This is a genomic window from Aquidulcibacter paucihalophilus, assembly GCF_002105465.1.
GTDB lineage: Bacteria > Pseudomonadota > Alphaproteobacteria > Caulobacterales > Aquidulcibacteraceae > Aquidulcibacter > Aquidulcibacter paucihalophilus.
The window spans coordinates 15,318-40,788 of record NZ_NCSQ01000051.1; the positions used below are offsets into that span (position 1 = coordinate 15,318).

The 25,471-nt window shown below is 54.4% G+C and carries 23 protein-coding genes; 9 read left to right on the plus strand and 14 right to left on the minus strand.

The features are described 5' to 3' along the window. Positions 1-3: 3 nt before the first annotated feature. From B7364_RS04320 to B7364_RS04330, 3 genes are read right to left on the minus strand one after another with little or no spacing between them, the layout of a single operon-like run. On the minus strand, positions 4-924 hold the full coding sequence (locus tag B7364_RS04320) for an alpha/beta hydrolase (protein WP_085338706.1): 921 nt from the start codon (positions 922-924) through the stop codon (positions 4-6). 60 nt (positions 925-984) lie between these two features. Further along, on the minus strand, positions 985-1,761 hold the full coding sequence (locus B7364_RS04325) for a sterol desaturase family protein (protein ID WP_085338707.1): 777 nt from the start codon (positions 1,759-1,761) through the stop codon (positions 985-987). Beyond that, entirely contained in the window at positions 1,758-2,642 is an 885-nt protein-coding gene (locus tag B7364_RS04330; protein ID WP_085338708.1) for a hydrogen peroxide-inducible genes activator, read from the minus strand. The genes B7364_RS04325 and B7364_RS04330 overlap by 4 nt, the downstream gene beginning before the upstream one ends. Before the next feature lie 135 nt (positions 2,643-2,777). On the opposite strand from B7364_RS04330, the gene B7364_RS04335 reads away from it, so the two are divergent. After that, positions 2,778-4,979 carry a S9 family peptidase gene (locus B7364_RS04335; protein WP_198534028.1) on the plus strand — a complete coding sequence of 734 codons (2,202 nt, stop codon included), beginning with the start codon at positions 2,778-2,780 and terminating at the stop codon, positions 4,977-4,979. On the opposite strand, the gene B7364_RS04340 is transcribed toward B7364_RS04335, so the two are convergent. The 9 genes from B7364_RS04340 to xth form a co-directional block, all read right to left on the minus strand. Beyond that, the gene (locus B7364_RS04340) at positions 4,976-5,797 is read right to left on the minus strand and encodes a TauD/TfdA dioxygenase family protein (protein ID WP_085338709.1); all 822 of its coding nucleotides are present in this window, start codon (positions 5,795-5,797) and stop codon (positions 4,976-4,978) included. The genes B7364_RS04335 and B7364_RS04340 overlap by 4 nt on opposite strands. A gap of 122 nt (positions 5,798-5,919) precedes the next feature. Continuing rightward, complete coding sequence (locus B7364_RS04345; protein WP_085338710.1) at positions 5,920-8,004, minus strand: methyl-accepting chemotaxis protein; 2,085 nt, start codon at positions 8,002-8,004, stop codon at positions 5,920-5,922. Between the two features lie 171 nt (positions 8,005-8,175). Further along, positions 8,176-9,225, minus strand: a complete 1,050-nt coding sequence (locus B7364_RS04350) for a chromophore lyase CpcT/CpeT (RefSeq protein WP_085338711.1) — start codon at positions 9,223-9,225, stop codon at positions 8,176-8,178. Between the two features lie 104 nt (positions 9,226-9,329). After that, complete coding sequence (locus tag B7364_RS04355; protein WP_198534029.1) at positions 9,330-11,897, minus strand: TonB-dependent receptor; 2,568 nt, start codon at positions 11,895-11,897, stop codon at positions 9,330-9,332. 294 nt (positions 11,898-12,191) lie between these two features. Beyond that, entirely contained in the window at positions 12,192-13,259 is a 1,068-nt protein-coding gene (leuB, locus tag B7364_RS04360; protein ID WP_085338713.1) for a 3-isopropylmalate dehydrogenase, read from the minus strand. A gap of 56 nt (positions 13,260-13,315) precedes the next feature. Beyond that, positions 13,316-13,519 carry a hypothetical protein gene (locus tag B7364_RS04365; RefSeq protein ID WP_085338714.1) on the minus strand — a complete coding sequence of 68 codons (204 nt, stop codon included), beginning with the start codon at positions 13,517-13,519 and terminating at the stop codon, positions 13,316-13,318. Positions 13,520-13,618: 99 nt separating this feature from the next. Next, positions 13,619-14,224 carry a 3-isopropylmalate dehydratase small subunit gene (gene leuD, locus B7364_RS04370; protein ID WP_085338715.1) on the minus strand — a complete coding sequence of 202 codons (606 nt, stop codon included), beginning with the start codon at positions 14,222-14,224 and terminating at the stop codon, positions 13,619-13,621. Between the two features lie 36 nt (positions 14,225-14,260). Then, on the minus strand, positions 14,261-14,806 hold the full coding sequence (locus B7364_RS04375; RefSeq protein ID WP_157893483.1) for a hypothetical protein: 546 nt from the start codon (positions 14,804-14,806) through the stop codon (positions 14,261-14,263). A 29-nt stretch (positions 14,807-14,835) separates the two neighbouring features. Further along, positions 14,836-15,636 (minus strand): exodeoxyribonuclease III, encoded by an 801-nt coding sequence (gene xth / locus B7364_RS04380; RefSeq protein ID WP_085338717.1) that lies wholly within the window; start codon positions 15,634-15,636, stop codon positions 14,836-14,838. A 54-nt stretch (positions 15,637-15,690) separates the two neighbouring features. On the opposite strand from xth, the gene leuC reads away from it, so the two are divergent. Then, on the plus strand, positions 15,691-17,103 hold the full coding sequence (leuC, locus tag B7364_RS04385; RefSeq protein ID WP_085338718.1) for a 3-isopropylmalate dehydratase large subunit: 1,413 nt from the start codon (positions 15,691-15,693) through the stop codon (positions 17,101-17,103). Between the two features lie 11 nt (positions 17,104-17,114). Here leuC and B7364_RS04390 read toward each other — a convergent pair whose 3' ends face one another. Both B7364_RS04390 and B7364_RS04395 read right to left on the minus strand, forming a co-directional pair. Further along, a complete protein-coding gene (locus tag B7364_RS04390; protein ID WP_085338719.1) occupies positions 17,115-18,086 on the minus strand; it encodes a hypothetical protein in 972 nt (323 codons plus the stop codon). Between the two features lie 41 nt (positions 18,087-18,127). Further along, positions 18,128-18,937 (minus strand): OmpA family protein, encoded by an 810-nt coding sequence (locus B7364_RS04395; protein ID WP_085338720.1) that lies wholly within the window; start codon positions 18,935-18,937, stop codon positions 18,128-18,130. Between the two features lie 202 nt (positions 18,938-19,139). Between B7364_RS04395 and B7364_RS04400 the strand changes: the two genes are divergently transcribed. From B7364_RS04400 to B7364_RS04430, 7 genes are all read left to right on the plus strand, one after another. Next, positions 19,140-19,949, plus strand: a complete 810-nt coding sequence (locus B7364_RS04400; RefSeq protein WP_198534030.1) for a TrmH family RNA methyltransferase — start codon at positions 19,140-19,142, stop codon at positions 19,947-19,949. A gap of 234 nt (positions 19,950-20,183) precedes the next feature. Next, entirely contained in the window at positions 20,184-20,882 is a 699-nt protein-coding gene (locus tag B7364_RS04405; protein ID WP_332835070.1) for a class I SAM-dependent methyltransferase, read from the plus strand. Positions 20,883-20,999: 117 nt separating this feature from the next. Then, positions 21,000-22,307: a divergent polysaccharide deacetylase family protein gene (locus B7364_RS04410; protein ID WP_157893484.1), complete on the plus strand. Its 1,308-nt coding sequence runs from the start codon at positions 21,000-21,002 to the stop codon at positions 22,305-22,307. Beyond that, a complete protein-coding gene (locus tag B7364_RS04415) occupies positions 22,304-22,801 on the plus strand; it encodes an RNA pyrophosphohydrolase (protein WP_085338722.1) in 498 nt (165 codons plus the stop codon). Before B7364_RS04410 ends, B7364_RS04415 begins: the two co-directional genes overlap by 4 nt. A gap of 45 nt (positions 22,802-22,846) precedes the next feature. Beyond that, the gene (locus B7364_RS04420; protein ID WP_198534031.1) at positions 22,847-23,626 is read left to right on the plus strand and encodes an alpha/beta hydrolase; all 780 of its coding nucleotides are present in this window, start codon (positions 22,847-22,849) and stop codon (positions 23,624-23,626) included. Between the two features lie 150 nt (positions 23,627-23,776). Next, positions 23,777-24,469: a DUF484 family protein gene (locus B7364_RS04425; protein ID WP_085338723.1), complete on the plus strand. Its 693-nt coding sequence runs from the start codon at positions 23,777-23,779 to the stop codon at positions 24,467-24,469. Further along, on the plus strand, positions 24,466-25,419 hold the full coding sequence (locus B7364_RS04430; RefSeq protein ID WP_085338724.1) for a tyrosine recombinase XerC: 954 nt from the start codon (positions 24,466-24,468) through the stop codon (positions 25,417-25,419). Before B7364_RS04425 ends, B7364_RS04430 begins: the two co-directional genes overlap by 4 nt. The last annotated feature ends 52 nt before the right edge of the window (positions 25,420-25,471 follow it).

A 25,471-nucleotide genomic window follows, 5' to 3' on the forward strand; every position in this document is an offset into this window, starting at 1 on the left:
CCTCTAAGCGGTACGCGCCTGCATCCAAGCAGCTGCTTCGTTAATGGCGATGCGGGCGGCGGTCACTTGTGGCCACATGTAATGAAACACATGGGGCATGTGTGGCACGATCTTGAGCGTCACATCGACCAGAGCCAGCCCGGCGGCTTCCGCAAGACGCAGGGAGTCGGCCAACAAAACTTCCTCAGAGCCGACATGGATCAGAATGGGCGCAAGGCCGGACAAATCCGCCAATACGGGCGAGGCCAAAGAATCTTGCGCAGACGTGCCGTTCAAATAGGCCGCCGCCCAACGGTCCAGGCTCGCCTTATCGACAATGAAGTCGGCCTCAGCTTTTGCGGCATAACTCGCGCCTTCTTGCAGGAGATTGGCCCAAGGGGAAATGACAAAGAGGCCTGCGGGTTGGGGCAGTCCTTCGGCCTTTAGTTTTAACGCTGTCGCCATGGTCAAGCCGCCGCCAGCCGAGTCCCCGGATATAATGATTTTCGAAGCAGGGATCCCTTGGTCCAGCAAGGCGCGATAAGCCGCAACAGCATCGTCAATCGCGGCGGGAAATGGGTGCTCGGGTGCCAAGCGATAGTCAACTGAGTAAGCAATCATGCCCGAGGTCGCCACAAATTGTGCAACCATATGGCTGTGGCTTTTGGGCGATCCAATCACATAGCCACCGCCGTGAAGGTATAATAAAGTCGCAGTTCCAGACGTGTCGGATCCCGTGTGTTTCTCTGCCGGCACGCCATTGAGGCTAACCTCAGTTACACTTACGCCCTCAGCCACAGGATAGAGCTGTCCCATGGCATCGTAATCAAGGCGCAACTTGGCGACGTTAGGCGGCTCGCGCAGCTGATCCGCCATCGCCTGTACCTGAACGCGCACGGCAGCGACTTCTGCCTGACTGATTGATGCTGGAACTTCGTGGCCCATCTGATTTCCCCCTTATTTTTTCCCACCGTGCAACACAGGCCATGGGTATGCAAGCGAGCGCTAAGCAAATGGGTTGAGTACCATGGCTTTGAGCGTCTGATCTTGTGGACTACGCCATCTCTCAAGGCCAATGGCCACGCCGGATGGTAACTCAGGCGCATCGGCCCGATAGGTGCCAAACAGCCGGTCCCAAATGGCGAAGCTGAAACCATAATTGCTGTTGGTCGCCACTGGGTTGGGATTGTGGTGGATCAAGTGCATGGCTGGCGTCACGAAGACCCAGCGCAGAGCTGTGTCCAAAGGTTTGGGCAGCGCAATATTGGCGTGGGTGAACAACGCCCCGGCACCCAGTACCAACTCAAAGGCAAACACCAAAGCCGGCGGTGCGCCCAAGAGCGCGACGACACTGCCCTTGAAAATTAGGGATGCGACGATTTCAAAGGGGTGAAATCGAAGAGCCGTGGTTACATCCATCACGACGTCACAATGATGTAGGCGGTGAAGCCGCCAAAAGAAGGGTATCTTGTGGCTTAAGACGTGTTGCCCCCACACCGCGAAGTCCAAGATCAGAAAGCATCCGACCCAAACCCAAAGTCCGCTCAAGTCCAGCCAATTGACCAAGCCAAAATCGAACAACTGCACAAAGCTTCCAACCGATGCCAAGCCACCAGCCAGCACGAGGCGTGAAACCAAGGACCCTAAAAGCGATAAAGCCCCGTGGCGGACGATACGCGCGACGCCGAGGTGCGACGGACGGGCGGGCCGCATCCACTCAAGAATCGCAAACAAAGCGAGTAAGCCCAGCGTGGTGGCAAGGCGCAACGACGCGTCTGTCATGCCGATTTCAGGATGGCGGACAGCGCCTTGATTTCAATCAGGCGGCCAGAGCTGCGCCGCCAGGCGAGGCCAACTTGGCGGCCAATTACGGGCGGGTTGAAGGGCCGGACGACCAAACCCTCTGCGGCAATGCCGGCGTCCGCGGCCATCTTCGGCAAAAGCGAAATACCCATGCCCCCGGCTGCCATTTGAACAAGGGTGAACAGGGATGTCGCCCTTACTTCTTCTTGGCCAGGGCGCGTCATGCCACACACGCCAATCGCATGGTCGCGTAAGCAATGCCCGTCTTCGAGCAAAAGCACCGATTCTCCGGCTAAATCTGCGGCTGACAATTCCGCCTTCTTGGAAAGCGGATGGTCTGCTGGGCCCACAAACAGGAACTCATCGTCAAACAAGGGCAACGTATCAATCCCCTGGGCTTCATAGGGCAGAGCAATCAAGGCAGCATCCAACGTATGGGCGCGTAGTCCCTCTATCAATCGACCTGTCAAATCCTCGCGCAAATAAAGTTTCAATTTAGGGAAAGCTGCCTTTGCGCGCGGAAGGACCTTGGGCAGGAAGAAGGGTGCAATGGTTGGAATAACGCCTAAGCGGAAAGGTCCTGTCAAAGGTTCTGCTGCGCCTTGGACCGCCTCGCCCAATTCATCGACTGCTGAGAGGATAGCGCGGGCTTTAGCGGCGGCAATCTCGCCGGCAGGTGTCAGTGTTGCCCCGTTGCGGCCTCTTTCGATCAACCTCGCACCCAAAATAGCCTCCAGTTCCTTGATTGCCGCCGACAGCGAAGGTTGGGTAACGAGCGCTTGTTCGGCAGCTGCTACGAAGGAGCCATGTTCGGCAATCGCCGTTAAGAAGGATAGTTGACGCAAAGTGGGTTGGGACATGGGACTGCTATACCCCAAACAGCAAGAATGTCATTATCCGCCCTAAGATGAACGAAATGCAACTTGACGGCCATGTGGGGATCGCCCATGCCGATCCGACGTAAAGATAAGCCTCCAGGTGTTTGGGAGATCAACATGCAACAATTATTTGACCGCCGATCTGTTCTGCTTGCAGGTGCTGCTATGACCGCTTCAACCGCTTTGCCCGCCTTCGCCCAATCCTCTGCGCCCCGCCGTGGCGCGCCTTTGGGACCAATCGCCAAGAAAATTGCCCATGAAATCACACAACATGGCCAGACACGCACGGACAATTATCACTGGCTGCGCGACGCCAATTGGCAAGCGGTCATTGATGAGCCATCGAAGCTGAGCGACGAAATCCGCACCCATATTGAAGCGGAGAACGCCTACACCAAGAGCGTACTACTGGATCCAACTGCGAAGTTGCGCGCGGATTTGTTTGAAGAGCTAAAAGGCAAAATCAAGCAGGATGATTCGAGCGTGCCGGCCCGTGACGGTGCCTGGGCTTACGCCACTCGCTTCCGAACAGGCGGCCAATATCCAATCGTCTACCGAAAGGCTGTGGACGCAGCGACAGGCGAGGCAACGGGTGCCGAACAAATTCTGATCGATGGCGACAAGGAGTCCAAGGGCGAAAAGTTTTGGCGCTTGCAGGATTGGGAGCAAAGCCCCACTCAAGATCTGTTGGCTTATTTTGTCGATTATGAAGGCGGCAACAAGGTCACTTTACGGTTCCGCGCTACGGCCAATGGCTCTGATCTGCCGTACAAGATTGAAGGTGCCTCAGCAGGTCTTGTCTGGGCCAAGGATGGCCGAACCTGCTTCTATTGCCTGTTGGACGACAATTTCCGCGTCGCTAAAATCATGCGCCACGTCGTAGGTGAAGACCCAAAGACTGACGTGATGATCTTTGAAGAAAAAGATGCGTCCTTCCAGACCGGTATTGGCAAAACCGCCTCAGGCGATTATCTGATCATTTATCGGTCACAGAGCGAAAGCTCCGACGTCTTGATACTGCCTTTGACGACACCAACGGCCAAGCCAAAGCGGTTCACGCCCTATCGGAAGGGCGTCGAATATCTGCCAGATCATCATGGTGGTCATTTCTATATCCGCAACAATTCTGGCGGTGCGATTGACTTTAAGATTTCGAAGACACCCGTCAGCAAGACCAACGCTTCCAACTGGACTGACTTCATTCCACACGAGGCAGGTCGCTTTATCGAGACCGTGCAACTTTATGCGGGCCACATGGTCCGCGAGGAATCGGTCGACGCCCTGCCCCGCCTGACGGTTCGGGACATGGTGAGCGGCAAAGAGCATCAGATCGACTTCCCAGAAGAGGCCTATGATCTATCGGTCTTGCGTGGGTTTGAGTGGAACACAACTACGTTGCGCTTTACCTATAATTCGCCCTCAACCCCGACCGAGACTTGGGATTACGACCTGAATTCCAAGTCCCGGACCCTACGCAAGACGCAAGAAATTCCGTCGGGCCATGACAAGAATAATTATGTCGTGCGGCGGACAGTGGCGGTTGCGAGCGACGGTGCGCGTGTGCCGCTGACGATCCTCTATCATAAGAAGACACCGATCGACGGCACGGCACCTGCCTTGCTCTATGGATATGGATCTTATGGCATTTCCATGCCAGCTAGCTTCTCGACGGCACGCCTACCTCTGGTGGATCGGGGCATGGTCTATTGCATCGCGCATATCCGTGGCGGCCAAGATCGTGGCTATCAATGGTATCTCGATGGCAAGCTGATGAAAAAGCAGAATACTTTCTCGGATTTTGCCCGTGCGGCAGAAGCCTTGGTTGAGCAGAAGTTTGCAGCACCAAAGCAGATCGTCATTGAAGGCCGTTCCGCAGGTGGCCTCTTGGTTGGTGCCGTGATGAACCAGCGGCCAGAACTGTTCGCCGGGGTTATTGGTGGTGTCGCCTTTGTCGACGTGATCAACACGATCTCTGACGCGGAGTTGCCTCTCACGCCACCTGAGTGGACCGAGTGGGGCGACCCGATCAAGTCGAAAGCGGCATTCGACTATATGATGGCCTATAGCCCTTATGACCAAGTTGGTACCAAGGCCTATCCACCACTGTTCGCCCAGACTGCGCTGTCCGACAGCCAAGTCACCTATTGGGAGCCAACCAAATGGGTAGCAAAACTGCGGGAACTGAGCCCAGAGGCAGGGCCCTTTATGCTCAATGTCAATATGACGGCGGGCCATGGCGGGGCCTCCGGCCGCTTTGACCGCCTTAAAGAAGTGGCCGACAGCCACGCCTTCGCACTTTGGTGTGTCGGCAAAGCCTAAACCAGCGGACAGCCCTCGATGGTTATGCGGTGCATAAGACGAAAGTCGCCGTGGTAATCATTGAGGGCGTAATGCCACGTGGCCCGATTGTCCCAAAAGGCCACCGAGCCCGGCTGCCAAACAAAGCGAGTTGTGAAGGCGTCACTCGTTGCATGATTGTAGAGATAGCTTAACAGCGGCCAGCTCTCTTCTTGGGTCCAACCTTCAAAATGCAACGTGAAGGCCGGGTTCACGTAAAGCGCCTTGCGACCACTCAGAGGGTGGGTAATCACAACGGGGTGGATGGCATCTTGGGTGGCTGCTTCCGCATTGCCGATCCGTTGTTCGCCATCACCACGATAAGCGCCTTGCGCCCCAAACACGTGGCGACTGGAATGAACGGCTCGCAGCCGCGACAATGTTTCTTTCAAACCGTCTGACAGACCATCATAGGCCGCATACATGGAGGCAAACAATGTGTCTCCGCCGGTTTGTGGCAAGTTACGTGCAACCAGAACAGAGCCCAAAGCAGGTTCTTGGTCATAAGAGTGATCGGTGTGCCAAGCCCCACCGATATTGGTGGTTTGTTCCTTTTCCTTGCGAACCTCAGCAATTTCCGGATGAGTTTCTGTGGCCTTAAAAAAGCGATTGATATTGATGGGACCAAAGCGACACGCAAAAGCAATATGGTCTTCAGGTGTCAGGCTTTGATCACGGAAGAATAAAACGCCATGGTCAGCAAAGGCCTGCTTCAACAGGGTCTCTTGCATATCCTCCAAGTGGCGCAGATCGACCCCACTCACAACCGCACCCACTCCGCTCAATGCTTCTAGCTGCATCCTCACCACCTAAGTATCTCTGTTATTAGTCAGCAGTGTGATGGGAAATGCGCGGCGGTCAAGCGGTGAATGCGCGATGGGGCGGGCATGCTGGAACTAGGACATGCCCGCCCTTTAGGGCTTTAGGCCGCCCGCACCCGAACCAAGAAGCTATCAACTTCGTCACGCAGTCTTGTTGCCTGTAGCCCCAGCTCGCGCGCGGCCGACAAGGATTGCTCAGAGGCGGCACCCGTTTCGGCAGATCCAGCTTGGACGAGGCCAATCGACTGCGACACTTCAGCCGTGCCATTGGCAACGTCGATCGTGTTGCGTGTTATCTCATTGACCACCGCCATCTGCTCTTCTACCGCCGCGCTGATAGAAGCCGAAATTTGGTTGATTTCGCCAATCGTGGTGCTGATGCCGGAGATGGCAGCAACGGCTTGATCGGTCGCCGCCTGAACTTCATTGATCTGAACAGAGATTTCATCGGTCGCTTTGGAAGTCTGTTCAGCAAGGCTTTTGACTTCAGAAGCCACCACGGCAAACCCTTTGCCAGCAGACCCGGCACGGGCGGCCTCAATCGTCGCATTCAAAGCCAACAAATTGGTTTGCGAGGCGATGTCTGAGATCAGTGATACCACTTGGCCAATTTTCTCTGCGGCACGGGAAAGGGCAAGGACGGTATCATTGGTGGCCGTGGCCTTTTGCTCAGCTTGACGGGCAATATTGGCGGCTGACGTGACTTGCTGGGCGATCTCCCGGATCGAGGCACTCAGTTCCTCGGAGGCAGAAGCCACCCTCTGAACATTAGCTGAGGAAGCGGCCGCGCTATGGGCCACAGAGTCAGAGTGCGCGCTGGTTTCACGCGCCGTACGGGCTAAGGCTTCAGAAGTTGCGGTAAGCTCAGTGGCGGAAGCCGCGACAACTTCGACCACCTGCCCAACCGAACGTTCCAGGCTGTCAGCGAGGCCATTCATCATGGCGTGCTTTTCGGCCTCAGCCTGCTCGCGTTGCTGCTTTTGGCTATCCGACAAGGCTTTGACTTCGCGCGCATTGGTCTGGAAAACCTTTAGGGCTGCAACCATCTCGCCAATTTCGTCCTTTGAGGCAAAACGGTCGATATCGCCATCAAGCTTGCCATCAGCCAAGGCACGCATTTCGCTGGAGATTGCCACCACCCGTGCGGCTATTCGGCGGTTGATGAACCAGGTTAAGAAACCGACCAACAACAGGGATACAACCGCTTGGAACATGGTGAACATCAGCATGCTGTTGGCTAGATCGGAGATCTTGCTGGACTCGCTATCAAGGTCGCGGCCCGCAAGCGTTACCAATTCCTCAGCCGTGGCAAGTGCACCCGAAGACTCTGCAAAGAAACTGCTTAGGTCCATGCCATAATCGCCGGTTGCCGCATTAGCGAACAATTTGGAACGTGTTTGGGCGTAGGTGCCAAAATAGTCCGCTTCAATCTTGGCCACCGCATTTTTCACCGCTTCAGGTGTTTGCGGATGACTTGCGCGCATCTTGATCTCGGTCATGGCCGCTTGGGCGCGAGTGGCATACACGCTGGCTTGGCCCATTTGCTCAGCTGAAATTGGCGCTTGGGTCGCCGTGGCAATGGCTAGAATGGTGCGTTCGCGTCCACCAAATTCGCGTAACTCCCAAGCTAAGCGCTGAATGGACTGAAGATTGACGACGGTACTGGGGGCAACGGCATCAGCCGGCAATAGGCCGGAGTCTAAGGACCGAATGGCCTCGACATTAGCTTTAATGCTAGCGGGGATTGTTTGGACCAGAGCTGCATCCCGGGAGGCTGCGTCCACCCCCAAAGCCGGGTCGGCACTGCCGCGCAGAGTCTTGATGCTGTCGAGATAGGTGGTGAGCGACTTCGTAAACTGATCAGGTTTGTCGAGATGTGGGGTTTCACCCACCAATGCCTTCAATTCCCCAAAGCTTTTATCAACCGTGGCGCGCTGTTGCGACAGTAGCCCAGCGAGTTCAGCGGGCATCGCTGTTGGAAGGTTCAAACCAACTTGTGTCAAAGATCGCTCAAGCGACAACTTCGTCGTCGCATCATACAATTTGTCACTGACTAATACCGACGAAACCAGCGCCTGTCCGGCTTGCCGCTTCTCCCAAGATTGCGACAACGCGAAAGCAGAACACACGATGGTCGTAAGTGTAATGCCTGCGCAGGTAGCCATGGCGATTTTCTTCATTGACATATGCAGCTCCAAAGTCACTATTTTTTATTTTGAAACAAGACTTAGACTTTTGTTCATTGCATATTTATTAACTTGTATCTTACATAACAACTATGTTATATTTATCACAGAAATTTGAATAGAATTCTTCAGCGCAGTATATATATATAAAATTACTCTTTGGTATATTCACTAATTGAACTGGCGTTCTGGGCCTGCCAAGGTGCAGCTAGCCTGGAGCCATCGCAGATTAATGCCGACGCGATTGGCACCCTCATCGGCCCAAGAATAGGAGACAGCGCGCGGGTTTCCCTTTTCGTGCACGTAAAGGGTTAGGGACGGCCTGTTGGTGCCATAAGGCCATTCCGCCAAACGAAGGCGCAAGTAGAATTCACGCACGGGGACCTCATCTGTCTTCACCGCCAGCTCGCCACCCTGATCGTGGATCCAGCCGCGGTCAAACGTCCAACTTTCCGGCCCAACGCCGGTGTCGCCGTGCTTTGCGCCGCGCAGCACCGAAGTCCAGCACGTAAAAGGACGCGCTCTATTGAGCTTATGCGGGATATTGGCTTTATTGCCATAGACATGGGCCCCAGCCTCATCGACTGCTTGGTCGAGAATGGTGATGCTGCGATTACTTAGGACCAAGTGATCTGTGATTATGAGCGTCTTGCCCGTGCGCTGCGAGTTAACCCGACAAGCACCGGGCTTCATCGTTCCGACGAATTGTTGCTCTTGCCGACGCCAATAAACCTCGCAGCCCGGATAAAGAATCATATTTGTCGGGCTGAGGACGGAAAGCTTAGCAGGGTCCTGGTACGCTCCCTTTATTGCCTGGGCTTGGTCGGCTGAAGGCGCAAAAATCTCTAGCTTAATTGCTTTTTCTGCGGCATCGATGGAGAAACGATAAAGCCGCTGGCGATAGATTTTGTTGGGATCATTGTCGGAATATTGCTCGACATAAAACATATTCGGCCCGAAGGTAGGCAGGTTAACTGGGGCAAAGATTGAGTGAATGCGCCCGTTGCGTTCCATCTCCGGCGTCTTGAGTTCGCCGTCAAAATAGACCTGCAGGTCATTGTCATAGCGACCCGGGAAATACTCTAGCAAAACGCGCAGGTCCTTCGCCAAAACGTCTTGGGCAGTCGGTGCGCGCTCTTGCGCCATCGCGGATGGAGCCGCGCATAAAGCCAGTCCACACAAGGCCAAGCTGGTCATCGAAGGGAATAGTTTCGCGATCATGGGTGCCTCCTTCGGGGTATAAAGTCTCAGAAAATTGGAAATGATAACAAAAAAGCCCGACGCGGGAAGCGCCGGGCTTAAATGCTGCTAGGTCATGCCTGAGATCAGTAATTGACCTTCAGTTCCAAGCCAACGCTGCGACCGCGGCGTGGCATAAAGAAGAAGGCGCGTGGGCTGCCAGTGTCGATACCCGATGCCGCAGCGCCTGACAGGCCAGCGGCAGCGGCTGAACCTTGGAACACATCAAACCAACGCGTAGCGATGGGGATCGAGTCTTCGTCGGTCAAATTCTTGCCCCAGAGCGACAATTTCCAACGCTCACCACTGAGGCCGACGCGGCCACCAACCAAGGTAGTTTCACCGGTTTCTGCGCCGCCATGGACTTGGATATATTTGGTTCCTTCATAAGAAAGGTCGGCCGAAGCAAACAATTCCAGATTCGCACCCAATTGACGGGAATAGTCGATGTTGAAGCTGGCTTGGTCAGCAGGCACCAAGGGAATCTTAGCGCCCACGATCGAGCCATTTGCGCCTGGAAGCGGCACGACAGAACCGTTTGGCAAGGCCGGTGGGTTTGGCGAACCAGCAACACGACGGGTCGTGGTGCAGGTCGTGCCAATTTGATAGCCGCCAGAAGTCAGCGTATATTGGAACTCATCACAGCCTTCAGTGAATTCCGTGCTAATGTGAGAATAATTCACGCTGAAGCCCAAGTTATCAGTCACACGGAAGCGGAAATCCGCTTCAAAGCCCTTAATCTCAGCATTGCCTTGGTTGGTAACGATTGAAGTCAACACGCCTGACGAACCCGATACCGCAGTGGTGAGCTGCATCTTGTCAGCTTTCGTATCATAGGCTGACAGCGCCAAGGTCCCACGACCATCAAACAAGCGAGCCTTATAGCCGATCTCGTAGTTAGTCGAAGTTTCAGGCTCGAACTGGGGGAAACCATTCGCAATGCCCAAAGTACCGTTCAAGCCTCCTGGCTTTGTACCCTCAGCATAGATGGCATAGATGGTTTGATCTTCATTGGGCTTCCACGTCAGGGTAGCACGCGGTGTGAAGGAATCAAATGTACGGGTGTCGTCATAGGTCAAACCGCCAACTGGCACGCCCGCGACGTTTGCACCACTCACAAAGCCCGTGCAGGTTGGGGCTACAATTGGGCTCGTTCTTACGGCAGCACAAAAATTCTGAGTTGACCGCGTTTCAGCTTGCTGACGGGCTTCAAGGTCCAATGAAAGGGTTTCTGTAATGTCAAAGCCCAAGCGGCCGAAGATAGCGCCGTTCGAGGTGGAGTTAGTCAGGTTCTTTTGCGTCATGATGACGCCATTGACAGGGGTAGCCGCCGCACCGGCGTCGACCGCAAAGTCGATCGAAAATCCAGTCTGATCAAGGCTGTATCCATACAGACCCAACATCCAGCGGACGCGCTTGTCTTGCGGCGAAGAGAGCTTCACTTCCAATGACATGTCCTTGGACTCAGTCGAACCAGAGCTGCCGAATAGAGAGTTGGAAGCCATGATCCCATTAGCACCAAGCGTTTGGGGGAAGGACGCACCGTTCAAGAAGTCAGAGTCCGAGCCTGTCTTCAGCGTTTCATCGCGGAAGCCATAGCTGACATTGACGGTATAGTCGTTTGGCAGATCGACATCAGCGATCAATGAGCCAAAGGTCAGGTCGCGCTCAACGCCCAAGAAGGGGGCTGCAGGGCGCGTACCACCGCCACCGGTGTTTTGGAAGTAAACGCCCGTGTCCTTGATGACGCCGCAGAACCATTGGTTTGGATTGTTGTCAGTGGTGGCCGCGGCCCCGCGATAGGCGTTCGAACGATAGCCGGGATAGCAGTTATTCTTGCTCGACGCTTGGAAACCGAACGCGCGTGGACCATCTTCGTCCTCAGCATGGACAACGCGAGCGCGCAGCGTGAGGCCTTGGACAGGGCGGGCCTCCAAAACGCCGCTAACCGACTTGGTTTGTTCTGAGCCGAGTGGATTATCATCACGTGCAGCCGAATTCCCCCACTCGCCGTCATAAGTGTAATAGCGCGCAGCTAGACCACCCGACAACCAAGACGTGATCGGACCTGCCAAACGCAAGTTCGCAGTCTGCTCATTATGCGTGCCAATCGACAAGGTTGCGCCAGCCTTCAAAGAAGTGCCTGGGCTGTTAGTGATGAAGTTGATGGCACCCGAATAGGTGTTACGACCATAAAGTGCCGATTGCGGCCCCTTGATCACTTCCACGCGGGCTACGTCGGCCAAATCGATGGAAGAAATGTCACCTTGGTAGTACACGCCATCGACGAAGTAGGCGGTACCTGCTTCTACGCCAGGCTGGGTACCTGCCAAGATAGATGCTGCACCGCGAACCACTGGGCGATCGGTTGCGCGCCCGAAGGCTTTTGAGAAGGACAGGCCTGGGGTGAAGCGTGCGAGGTCGTCAATTGCCTGAATGTTCAGGCGCGAGACGTCCGAAGCGCCGACAGCAGTCACAGCAACAGGTGTCGAGATCAACGATTCTTGCGTCTTACGAGCCGTCACAATGATGGTTTCAACTTTGGAACGATCTGCTTCCGTGTCCGATGCAGCTTGGGCGAAGGAAGTACCGGGCATCGCAATTGCGAGGGCCATCAGGGCGGCAGAACCAGTCAAAAGTAAGCGCTGTGTCATATGGTCTTCCTCTTTGGAGTGTGGTCCCCGCCGCACATGCATACGACCGGATCACGGATGATGACATTTGTGTAAAGAGTATATCAAATTCTGGGAAGGTGTGTTCTGTGAAAAATTATCTCGTTGACTAGCCTTAGTGGCCAATCAGCAACAGTTGCGGGCATCTTATGCCATAAAACATCATTTTTTCGGCCTTAGTGGCTTGTTTTAGTCAAATGTATGGGGCCGGCACCGCGTGAAAAGCGAGCTCGTTTTGGTTAGCCAGTGGAAGGTCGGGGCCGACCGCTGCTTGAATTATAGCGCCGCGAGGATTGCGGTGCCCATGTCGGTGCTCGATAAACTTCCGCCCAGATCAGCCGTGCGTGCCCCATTATTCAGAGCAGCCTCAACAGCACGGTATAATTGGTCCGCGAGGCCCACTTCGCCTAAAGACCAGCGCAGCGCCATTTCCAAGGAAAGGATCGCGGCGACCGGGTTCGCGAGACCTTTGCCCGCAATATCGGGTGCCGAGCCATGGATTGGCTCGTAAAGACCGGGTTTTCCAGCATCCCCAAGCGCCGCCGATGGCAAAAGGCCGATGGAGCCCGTGCAAGCAGCTGCCAAGTCAGACAGCACATCGCCAAACAGATTGTCTGTCAGCAGAACATCAAATTGTTGCGGGGCGCGCACCAATTGCATGGCCGCATTATCGGCATACATGTGTTCAAGCTGGACATCGCTATAGTCACTCGCATGTAAGGCCGTAACTTCCTGACGCCATAACAGGCCAGATTCCATCACATTTGACTTCTCAAGGCTTGTCACTTTGTTGGAACGCTTGCGTGCAAGCTCAAAGGCAACGCGGGCGACGCGGCGAATTTCGGCGCTGGTATAGACCTGATTGTCAAAGCCACGCTTACTGCCATCCGCCAAAGTCTCGATCCCACGCGGTGTGCCGAAATAGACCCCGCCGGTCAGTTCACGAACAAAGACAATATCCAGACCCTCGACCAAATGTCGCTTCAAGCCAGACGCATCGGCCAAGGCCGCAAAACACAAGGCAGGACGAAGATTGGCATAAACATCCATCTCCTTTCGAAGGCGCAGCAAGCCCATCTCAGGGCGCAAATCGCGGGCGACGGACGCCCATTTTGGTCCACCGACGGCCCCCATCAGGACCGCTTGGGCAGACTTAGCCGTTGCCACCACCGCATCGGTAATTGGAACGCCCTCTTCATCGAGGCTCGCCCCTCCAAACAGAGCTGTTTCAACATCAAGCTTGAGACCATGCCGAGACATTAATCGATCGAGCACACGCTCAACCTCAGTCATTACTTCGGGGCCAATACCATCACCGGGCAATAGAAGGAGTTTGTTTGTCATGCACCGCCCATAGCCACGAAATGCGTGCCTGTCACGGGCGAATGCAGAGGGATCGCTTAAGCGGCTTCGCGGTAGCCCGCTGGCACGGTGGGTTCGGCCGCACCGACGCCGATTTCTTCTGATTTCAGGGCTTCTTCACTCGCATAGGAGTCGAAGATCATGGCCTCAATCTCTTCAGTCGGGGCAACGAACACCGCCAACGGCCCAATAGCCGCGGCCAAGGCGCTCAAAAAGCCTGGATCGAAGAATTGATCGAGCACGAAATCTGCCTCTCGCTGATACCATTAACGAACTGGTAACAGAAGTTAAGCAGATATGAATCAATTTGAAAAGCATTTAATCTAATTTTTTTAGGGACTTCAGCCCAACCAAGGTGTCATTAACTTTCTTTTATGTTCATACTCCGAGATTTGATTGTGCTGCATCAGACTCTGTCCGATTTCGTCCAACCCCTCTAGCAAAGACTTTTTTCGACCTGGATCGATCTCAAAATGGTAAACACTCCCATCTGGCGCAGTTAAGGTCTGGGCGGCGAGGTCAATTTCAAATCGCGCGTTTTGACCATTGGCTTGGTTCATCAATGCATCGACTTGCGCGGCTTCCAAAACCAAAGGAAGAACGCCGTTCTTAAAGCAGTTATTGAAAAAGATATCGGCAAAAGAGGTGGAGATTACACATTCGATCCCGTAATCCAAAAGCGCCCATGGTGCGTGTTCCCGCGAGGAGCCGCAGCCGAAATTAGGCCCTGTAATCAGAATCTTGGCCCCGGAATAGGCTGGCTGGTTCAAAACAAAGTCGGGGTTTGGAGATCCGTCAGACAGAAATCGCATGTCAAAGAATAAACCACGCGATAGCCCTGTGCGCTCCACGGTCGACAAAAACTGCTTTGGAATGATCTGATCGGTATCGATATTGGCCACTGGAAGGGGCGCTGCATGGGCAGCCAATTTCGTAAACTTCTTCATTGGTGTTGTCCTGGTTAGAATGTTGGCGATCGCGCTTTAGGGCTCATTGACGGTGATGCTAAACTTGCCACCAGACTTTTCGATCGTGATGACCTCTTTATCTTGTGACTTAATCTCCAGCGTGCCTTCGCCGTCGGGATCGAACTGGCCCGTGAAAACAGCACCTTCCCTGTCAGTACAACTCACCTCCTCCAAAGCACTTAACTTCGCTTCGGAAGCCTTCGTCAAAACCGGGCTGCAATTGAGGTTGCCAATGGCCTGCTCCTTTTGAAGTGCCTTCACTACAGTGCCGCGAAACTCGCCCAAGACGCCACCCATGATAGCTTTCAGCCAAGGGGCGTCTTTTAGCCTTAACGTCCTTTCGAAGTCTTGGGCTGGTTCTGCTTTACCTTCAGTGGCACTCTCTTCAGCTGCCAACTGTGCAGCGTCTTTGCTAGCCTGAGGCGGCGGAGGGGCTTGCATGGTTCGAGGATTATCAATGGCTTGGAAGGTGGGATTTATGTCTATAGATTTTGGCTTTGTGGCCTGATAGGCTCCCAACCCAAAAATGGTGGCACCGATAATTATGAGCGGCACAAACATGCCCGAGCCTTGTCGCTTCGCCATTTTTGCTAAACCTCGAATGCAGCCACGACGGGGACGTGGTCACTGGGCTTTTCCCATGCCCGTGCATTTTTGTGAATGGCAAAACTTTCTCGAATAAAGCGCGATGCAAAGTCGGTATTGGCCCAAATATGATCCAATCGGCGACCACGATCATTCTTGGTCCAATCCGGGGATCGATAACTCCACCATGAAAACACTTTCTCAGTCGGCGGATGGACAACCCGCGCCAAATCCACAAGCCCACCGCGCGTGAGGATCCGTCCGATAGCTTCAGTCTCAACTGGCGTATGGCTGACAACATTCAGCAACTGCTTATGGCCCCAGACATCATGTTCACCGGGTGCGACATTCAAGTCGCCAACCACCACTAATGGATCAGAGCTCTTGCGCGCAGCATAATGGGCCTCCATCCGATCCAGAAACGATAGCTTATGATCAAATTTCGGATTCATCTCGGTATCAGGCTCATCGCCACCTGCAGGAACATACAGATTATGGATCGTGACACCCGCAACTTTCACGGAAGCGACACGTGCCTCTTCGTGGCGGCAAAAGGCAGGCTGTTCGGCCGCTTCTAGGGGCAGTCGCGAAGCAATCGCAACACCATGCCAGCCCTTCTGCCCGCGTATATGTAGGTGCGGGAGGCCCATCTCTGTGAAGGCGGCAGACGGAAACTCGCCATTGCGGCACTTGATTTCCTGCAAGCACAAGACATCCGGGCGATATTCTTCAACGAAGCGCTGTACCAGCCCTGCGCGCAGGCGAACCGAATTGATGTTCCAAGTGGCAACTGAAAGACGTGTCATCCGACTGGCTTAAGCGACTTGGGAGAAATGGGAAAGTGCGCTAAGCGGCAAAGTATGGGAAAGACACTTTATGACAAAATTTGGGATAATCACGTTGTCGGCACGGCCGAGGACGGTGTTTCGCTTCTATACATCGATCTACATCTTATCCACGAGGTCACGACCCCACAAGCTTTTGCAGGATTGAAGGCCGCAGGCCGTATTGTGCGGCGCCCTGACCTGACTTTAGCCGTCGCCGATCACAATACGCCCACAGAAAACCAAGCTGCAGGGGTGGATGCTGTTGCTGATCCAGAGGCACGTCTGCAATTACAAACCCTAAGCCGCAATGTTGCCGAGCATGGGATCGAGTTCTTCCCAATGGGCGAAATCCGCAATGGCATTGTCCATGTCGTTGGACCCGAACAAGGCCGCACTCAACCCGGGATGACAATAGTCTGCGGGGACAGTCATACTTCGACACATGGTGCATTTGGTGCGCTCGCTCATGGCATTGGCACCAGCGAAGTTGAACATGTGCTGGCGACGCAAACCTTGCGCGCCCGCAAAATGAAGAACATGGCGGTTGTGGTTGAGGGAACACTTGCACCGGGTGTTGGCGCAAAGGACATCGCGTTGGCCATTTGCGCCAAAATCGGAACCGCGGGCGGGACCGGTCATGTAATCGAGTATCGCGGCTCAGCAATCCGCGGCTTATCCGCAGAGGGGCGGATGACGCTTTGCAATATGGCGATTGAGGCAGGTGCACGAGCTGGCCTCGTCGCACCCGACGAAGTTACCTTCACCTACTTGAAGGGCCGTCCATCTGCACCTAAGGGCGGCGCTTGGGATCAAGCTGTATCCTTCTGGAGAACGCTTAGCAGTGATGAAGATGCGGTTTTTGATCGCGTAATTGAGATCCGGGCCGAAAGTATCGCTCCCCTCGTGACTTGGGGCACAAGCCCGGAGCAGGTAGTGGCGATCGATGGAGTGGCCCCAGACCCTGAGCAATTTAGTGATCCAATCGAGCGGGAAACCGCGCGGCGGTCCTTGGCCTATATGGGTATTGAAGCAGGGCAGAAAATGACTGAGCTAGCTGTGCAGCGTGTCTTTATTGGATCTTGCACCAATTCTCGAATCGAAGATTTACGAGTGGTGGCTGACCTCGTTCGCGGTAAACGAGTGGCAGAAGGTGTTCGCGCCATGATCGTGCCAGGATCCGGGCTCGTACGACATCAAGCCGAAGAAGAAGGCTTGGACGAAGTTTTTTTGGCGGCTGGCTTTGAGTGGCGAGAGCCGGGTTGTTCGATGTGTTTGGGCATGAACCCAGACAGACTTGCGCCTTTTGAACGCTGTGCATCGACTTCGAACCGCAATTTTGAAGGCCGCCAAGGCCGAGATGGGCGCACTCATCTCGTCTCTCCTGCAATGGCAGCGGCCGCTGCCCTCACAGGTCGATTAAGCGATGTCAGAGAACTACTTGTTTAAGGGGGTAACCTTTAGCGTAAGGGTTCTCCACGAGCCAATCTGACAGATTGGGCGACCCAGTTTTCACGATACACCCGCGCACCAAACGTTGGCAGGTTCTTGGACAACCAAGCCAATTGATCGATATTCATCGTGGCGATCTGATAGAAGTAATAAATACCTTGGTCATTAAGCCATGCCTTGTTCTTTGGCCCCACCCCATCAATCAACAAGAGGTCATCTGGATTGGCGCGACGACGCGATCGCGGGGGAGCTTTGCCGGGTCCTGCCAAGCTTACTGCCTCCTCCAAAGCCACGGGTGTCAAAGCGGCCAATGGCGATGGAACAAAGTTCGAATTACTTATTGGCTCTGGTGGTGGGGGTGGTGGGAGCGGCGCGACAACTTTCACCTTTTGCTTTTTGACAGGCGCAGACGCTGACACCACAGGCTCTTGAGCCACCACGGGCTCCGCAATGGCCTCAACTATCGGCTCAACTTTCTTTCTTCCGCGCTTTGCTGGCTCAATAGCGGCGGCGGTTAAGGCCACGGGAATGGCTTTCGGTTCCTGAACGCGTTTTGTCGAAGTCATCTGCTCTGGCATCGGCGGCGTTTCAACGCTGCCACCGGCATCTCTACCCTCAAAAAACAAGACGCGGGCCTCAAGATATTTGTTGCGCCATTTCAACGCAGCGACATCCTCACCCACGCCGTCCCCTTCGCGCAGCTTCGCGTTTTGAGCGGCTAATTCATCGGCGCGAGATCGGAGTTCAGCCAACTCAGCTTCGAGCGCTGCCGCTTTGCGCGTCCCTATTGCGTCCGCGAGTATCGAGCCCGCTCCAGCGGTAACCTGTCGCTTCAACTCATCGCGCTCGTCGCGGACAATACGAAGCTCTTCTTGTAATTCCTCCGTGTTGCAATTGCAGAGATTGAGCACGCGGGCCAGAAAAGCGCCAATCGCTGCCGAGACCAGCACGATCAGAAGCATTTGACTTAACAGAAACATGGCTTTGGTCCTTGCCTTCCGTGAGAAGGGTGAATGGGTCTTTAGCTCGACCCAATGATTTTGAATTCGATTCGACGGTTTTGTTCCCGTAATGGGCTATCTGGCTGACCGGGAGTATCGCCATTGCCATTCGGGAAGTCATTCACCAAGGGCTGGCTTTCGCCGTATCCCTTGGCAATGACTTGGTCAGCAGCTACACCCCTTGATATCAAAAAGTCGCGGACCGTATTTGCGCGCTGCTCAGACAAACTCTGATTGAGATCGGCCGCGCCCCCCGTGTCGGTATGGCCACCGATTTCAATTTTAAAGCTCGAACACTCTTTTACAACGACGGCAACGCGGTCAAGGACTTCTTGACCAGCAAGCAAGGGGCTACTGCCCTTCTCAAAGCGAATGACGCCACTTTTGCCGGCTTCGGCTAGACGACTTTGACAAGTAACTTGTGCTTGCGGAGAATTAGGCCCGATAGGCTTTCCGGAAGCCGCTACGGCTACTTCAGGGATGGTCGGCAAGGGTGAACGTATCACTGCTGAGCCGGGATAGCTGACGCCACGACAGTCAATTTTAGCAAAAACACCAGGCAGAGAAACGCGATCCTTTACAGCTTCCACCACGGTCTGACAGGCGGCATCGGCGGTCGCCTTATCTACCGCGTAACCGCTAATCATCAGACGCTCTTCGGATGTTTCTGCTCGCGCAAAAGTAAAACCAGACTTATCCAAGCTTTCCTGAGCCATCGAACGTGTTTCTTCTTGCAAAACCACCATCCGTTGATGGCCCACCCAAGTGAGAATTGCCAAACCTAAGGCACCAAGCACAAAGACTGGCCAGCAATTCTTTGGATTAAGCATGCTTTGTTTGCCGTTTCAGTTTTTGAAGCTACAAGTCAAGTGAAAGAAAAGCACTCGCGTGGCTTCATGATTGAATAATAGAGGTGTCATCTTCAATTCAACGGCGCTGGAAAGCAAGTGCACTCGCGTCTGGCGTGCAAAAAACACAGCATTTTTCGGACTTCACTCTCCCATTGGGGCAATCTCACGCTATGAGGAAGACATGATCCAAGACGTGACAAGCCCGCAGAACAATCTGGTCAAATTGGCCAAGTCGCTTGACCGCAAGAAGGCGAGAACAGAGTCTGGCTTGTTTCTGGCTGAAGGCGCGCGCCACGTTGGAGAAGGACTTGACTTGGGTTGGGACCTGGAAGCGCTCTTGTTCTCCGCTGCTGCAGAGTCGCGGCCGGCCGTACAATCCCTTGCTCAACAGGCCCTTCGGGTCGGCGCTAGAGTAGCACGTGTTTCTGATCGCGTGCTTGAAGCCGTGGCAAAGCGCGACAATGCCCAGTCCGTTTTAGGCCTATTCCGTCAACGCTATACAGCGCTGACAGATTTGGCTGCCAGCCCATTGATTATCGCGTTGGAAAGGATCCGTGATCCCGGCAACCTTGGGACAATTCTGCGGACCTTAGACTCAGTTGGTGGTGGCGGAATTGTGCTGCTGGAAGAGAGCTGTGATCCGTTTTCGATTGAGGCGGTCCGCGCCAGCATGGGCTCGATCTTCTCCGCACCCGTAACTAGGGCAAACTTTGTGGAATTTGATGCGTGGCGTAAAGTGCAGGGCTTCAAAATGACGGGGACCACTCTTAAAGGCTCAACCCGCCACACCGAAACAGACTTTGGCATTAAGACAGTTCTTTTGATGGGAAATGAACAATCTGGCATTCCAGATTCTTGGGCAACCGCTTGTGATGCTTTGGTGCGCCTTCCTATGGCAGGGCGCGCAGACAGCCTTAATCTTGCAATTGCAACGGCGGTGACAACTTACGAAATCTGGCGACAAAAAGGCTTTAAAGGAGCCCGCGATTAGATGGCTCAGAAACCGACAAGCCAAGTGAAATACACACCAACTCGCCTAGCGCCGATCTTAACGGCGGATGATTGGTCTGACTATGCCCTAATCGATTCTGGCGATGGCCAAAAACTCGAGCGATTCGGTCCATATACATTTATCCGTCCAGATAGTCAGGCTCTGTGGCCGCGGCGCCTCAGCGAAAGAGAGTGGGTCTATGACGCAGCCTTTTCTGGTCAAGAGACTGAGGAAATGGGGCGTTGGCGCTTTGTCCGGCGTGTCCCTGAGACTTGGCCCATTTCTTGGGGAGGCATAAGGTTCCACGCTCGGTGCACCCCATTTCGTCATCTAGGCCTGTTTCCAGAACAATCTGTGCATTGGCGTTGGTGCCGCGACCTTATTGAAGCACGTGTCACGCAAAGCTCCAAAGCCCCCTCTCCGAAAGTACTGAATTTATTCGGGTATACTGGGATAGCGAGTCTTGTTTGCGCGAAGGCAGGAGCAAACGTTACTCATGTGGATGCCTCCAAAAAGGCAGTCGGATTTGCACGTGAAAACCAAGCCCTTGCCGGCCTTGATGATCGGCCAATTCGTTGGATCGTTGACGATGCGCTGAAGTTTGTCGAGCGTGAGATCCGCCGCGGCAACAAATACCACGGGATCATACTAGACCCGCCAAAGCATGGCCGTGGACCGACCGGCGAAATCTGGAAATTGGAAGAGGGGTTAGACCGCCTCTTGTCAGCTTGCGTTGAGTTGCTCGAAGACGATTCCCTTTTTCTGGTAGCAACCGTTTATGCGGTTCGCCTGAGCTTTTTGGCCCTTGATAATGGATTGGCGGCAGCGCTTGGTGATCGAGCAGGTCAACGCGAAGCTGGTGAAATGGCAATCCCGGAGCGTGGGTCTAGTCGGCTGCTACCGACTGCGATTTTTGCACGCTGGTCCAGCTAAGTCTAATTCGAGATAAGCTGCGAAACAAACAAGATATTCAGCGGCCGCACGCCGATGTTTCTGAATCGTTAACCGATGCAGGTCAGTGAATCAGGCCGAACTGGATCTCTCTGCATCATGGCAGCTACACAGACTTTAAATGCTAAACCTTTGGCCATTGGTCTCAAGCACACCGGCTTGAGCCTTGCAGCCCTGTTTTTGGCGCTGGGCTTGAGTGCAGCTGCAATCCAAGTTTTGGGTAATGAAGAAGATGCCGGGCCCAGCGCCATCCTCGAAGTGCCGCGCTATGATCCAGCGACAGCAAAGCCTGCGACGGCAAGCATGGAACCAAAAATTGACCTTGCGACTCAAGGCATGGTGATGGGTTGGTTACCTTGGCGCCTGCCGGATGGTGCCATGTCGCCTTGGTTGCCCGGAACGCCGCCGCCGAAATCGCCCAGTGCGGCAGATCAAGCTATCAGCGAGGCAGAAGCCATGCGCCTGGCTGCAGAAGCCAAAAACCCGACGGTGACGGGAGCTGCAACTGCGGCCTCGGCTGCACAAATACCGACTGTATCCGGCACTGCTCGGATATTGGCTCCTTCATTTGGTACCCCAAGCACCGAAGGAGGCGTTCAAGTCTATCGCGGACAAGTAGGTGCTCCCTTGACGCAAGCCCCGGCTGCTGGCGTCCACCAACAGGGACCTGGTGGCCTGTTACCAATCATTGGGACCGGTAATCGAACTGTCTTTGATGTGTATCGCAAACCCTTTTCTGACACAGGTAGGCCAAAGGTTGCTTTAGTTGTTGGTGGCCTCGGGCTCAATGCGAGGATTACTCAGCGCGCCATTGATGAATTGCCAGCAGAAGTGACTCTATCGTTTGTGCCATATGCGGAAAACTTGCAGGGTTGGATCAATAAAGCGCGTGCGAATGGCCACGAAGTCTTAATTGAAATTCCGATGGAGCCTTTCGACTATCCAGAAAACGATCCAGGCCCGCATACCTTGCTGACCACAGCCTCCGCTGATGAGAACCAGAGACGACTTGAATTTTTGTTGTCGCGCGCCAGTGGCTATTTTGGCATCACTAATTACCTCGGTGGTAAGTTTGCGACGTCAAATGAATCGAGTAGCGCCCTTATGCGGCAGTTACGTTCACGCGGCGTGGCCTTCATAGCAGATGGTTCTGCTTCACAACTCGATGCGGCGGCCAGTTCTGCAGGGCTCCGTAATGCACAAGCCGATCGACTCATCGACCAAAGACCCTCAAGCGATGACATCGCAGCACAACTCGGTGCCCTTGAGGCCATGGCGACTCAAAGGGGGGCGGCCCTCGGCTTTGGGGTTGCCTATAGTGTAACCATTGACCAAATTGCGCGGTGGGCGAAAGATGCAGCCCGACGGGGGCTTATCCTAGCGCCAGCATCCGCGGTTACATCATGAGTATAGAAACGATCCCTGCTCCACCAGAAGGCTATCGGCCGAATGTCGGCATTTTGTTGTTTGACATGCGGGGGTTGGTATGGGTCGGCAAGCGGCGTGGCTTTAACGGCCAACATGCATGGCAAGCCCCACAAGGCGGAATTGACCGCAACGAGGATGTTGAAACTGCAGCGCTTCGGGAACTGGGCGAAGAAACTGGCATTGGTCCGAATCTTGTGTCGATTATCGGCCATACAACCGAGTGGCTGACCTATGACTTCCCACCAGAAATGCAACGCGGGAAGTTTCGCCGCAACAAAGGGCAGGCGCAAATTTGGTATGCGCTTCGTTTTTTGGGCTCTGACCGCGATGTAAAACTGAACGCGCACAAACAAGTTGAGTTTGATGCGTGGCGTTGGGAGCGCTTGGAAGCGCTTCCAGATCTCGTCGTGCCGTTTAAGCGAGAGGTTTACAATCGGATAGTGCAGGACTTTGGCCACCTTGCTGCCGCCTAGCTTTTTGTGGCATGACCTTTTGGTCGAAACGGTCGGAGATTGCAGGTGGAAAAGCCAATTCTGATGATTCACGGGGTTGGATGCGGAGGTGACGCTTGGTCCGCTATGTCTCCCCTCCTGCGGGCTAAAGGCTGGACACCTTATGCCCCCACGCTTTACCCCCAATTCCGGGTCAAAGAAAATCCTACGGGTCAGCTCTCCACACTTGGCTTGCATGATTATGTTGAGGCTGCAAAAGCCGAAGCAATGGCCATTGAACGCGCGACGGGCGAAGAACCGATCTTAATGGGCCACTCAATGGGTGGCCTGATTGTTCAGAAAATGGCAGAACAAGGCATTGGAAAAGCTGCGATTTTGATCACACCAGCACAACCAGTCGACTGTCAAGTTCAGGATCTGCGCGTCTTATTCACCTTTGCTAATGTGGTCCTAAGGGGCGATCCAAAGCTATCCTATAAAGTCTGGAAAACTGGCTTTCGCTGGGGTGTACTCAATATGGTCGCACCAGAGCGTCATGATGAGATCTATGCATCTGCGCTATACGACTCCGGCCTTGTTTATCAGCACTTAGGGAAGCCGACGACAGACCCACATCGGGTGGCCGTCATCAACGAGCACGCGATCGAATGCCCGATCCTAACCATTGGTGCAGTTCAGGATCGCGCAACAGTGATTCAAGCTGTGCGCAAAGTGGCCCAAAAATACGCCCGGATTGGCGGGGATTACCGTGAATATGATGGGGCAGCCCACTGGATTATCGATGAGCCCAAAACTGCGGTCGTGACCGCAGACATTTGCGACTGGCTGGAGTCAAAAGGCCTATAGTCGATCGGACAAGGAAAGCTTGGTTTAGGACCAAGGTTACTGCACAATGTGCAGAAATATGTGCAATTGTGCGATTTCCGTAACCGCGTGTTCACCTTGTTCACGTCAAACTCTTCGCATACGTAACCCTGTCCCGGATCCTGCCCACTTATGGCCTACCAAGACGCCGCTCTCATTGCCGAACCAGAACTCGATTTGGATCTGATCCGCGATTTCTTGATGCAAAATCCAAGCTTTGTGCGCGAAGACACAGAGTTATTGAACCGCATCGCGGCTGAGCCGAGCACCGGAAATGTGATTGCAATTGCCGATTTGGCTCGCGAGCGCATGTTACGGGAGACCCGAGCAGCCCGCTCACGGTTCGCCGCCATTGTTGAAACCGCACGTGCAAATTATGAAGCCCAAATCCGTGTTCAAGAGGCTATTTTGGCAGTACTGGATAGCCAAGATCCCGAAGATCTGAATGAGCGTCTTTCGGGCCACGTGGCGTTCGCTCTTGCGGCCGACGTCTGTGTTTTGGCTGTCTCCGACTCCAACGCCGCCAGCCAAGCTCTTGATAAAGTGGGCTCCGCAATTGAACGCTTGGTACCAACCCATCAACCGACAATCCTAGGTCCGGTCGAGCGGTCACGTACTTGGCTTTACGGGGATCGCAGCGAGTTGGTAAACTCGGAGGCGCTGGCTCGATTGGAATTTGGACCGACGCGCCGTTTGGCAATCTTGGCTATTGCCAGCCGTGACCCCGATGCATTCAGGCCTGACCATGGCGGCGAGCTCGTTACCTTCTTTGCCCGTGTGCTGGAGCGCGTTCTAACGCGCTTCGCAGCTGACGGATTGCTGTGAGCGAAGGCCCTCGTCGAGCCGAAGAATTTCCTGATGAGGGCGAGGCCCTAAGTCAAGCTCGCCTTGCGTGGTTGCACTGGCTGAAACACGAACGCCGGCTCGCAGGAAATACGCTTGAAGCCTATCAACGCGACGTCGATGCCTTCTTCACCTTTTTGGCACAGCATCGCGGCGAAGGTTTAAATTTGGCTAGCCTGTCAGAATTATTGGCCTCGGACTTGCGAGCTTATTTGGCGCGACGACGACAGGCCAATACCCCTCTTGGTGACCGGTCAGTGGCTCGGGCTCTTGCAGGGATCCGGTCCTATTTTTCCTTTCTGGACAGGCGATTGGGCATGGCTAATACAAGCATAAGCTCTGTACGGGGCCCGAAGATCAAACCCTCACCCCCACGTCCAGTAAGCAGTGACGCGGCCTTCGAGTTGATCGATTTGGCTGAAAACGTCGACGCAGCTTGGATTGGCGCTCGGGATACGGCGGTATTGACCCTACTCTACGGCTGCGGCCTTCGCATATCAGAAGCCATTGGGCTGCGTGGAGGGGAGTTGCCCCTATCTTCAACACTACGCATTGTGGGCAAGGGTCAGAAGACGAGACTTGTGCCTACACTACCGGTCGCGCGCGACGCGGTCGCTGCTTACGTGAGATTATGCCCGTATCCAATCCTATCAGAAGGACCATTATTCTTGGGTGCGCGAGGTGGTCCGCTTCGCGCTCGGCTTGTCCAAGCGAGCATGGCAAAGTTACGCAGGCAGCTCGGGTTACCCGATTCTGCTACGCCACATGCTTTACGCCATGCTTTTGCGACTCACTTGCTGCAATCGGGTGGTGATTTGCGCGCCATTCAGGAACTTTTGGGCCACGCTTCCTTGTCGACAACCCAACGCTACATGGAGGTCGACCCGAGCCATATGATTGCCGTGTTTTCAAATGCCCACCCTCGTGCCTGAATTTGGGACAAGCGGTCAGAGTAGCGCCTGAGAGTGTCCTTACTTGCATGTT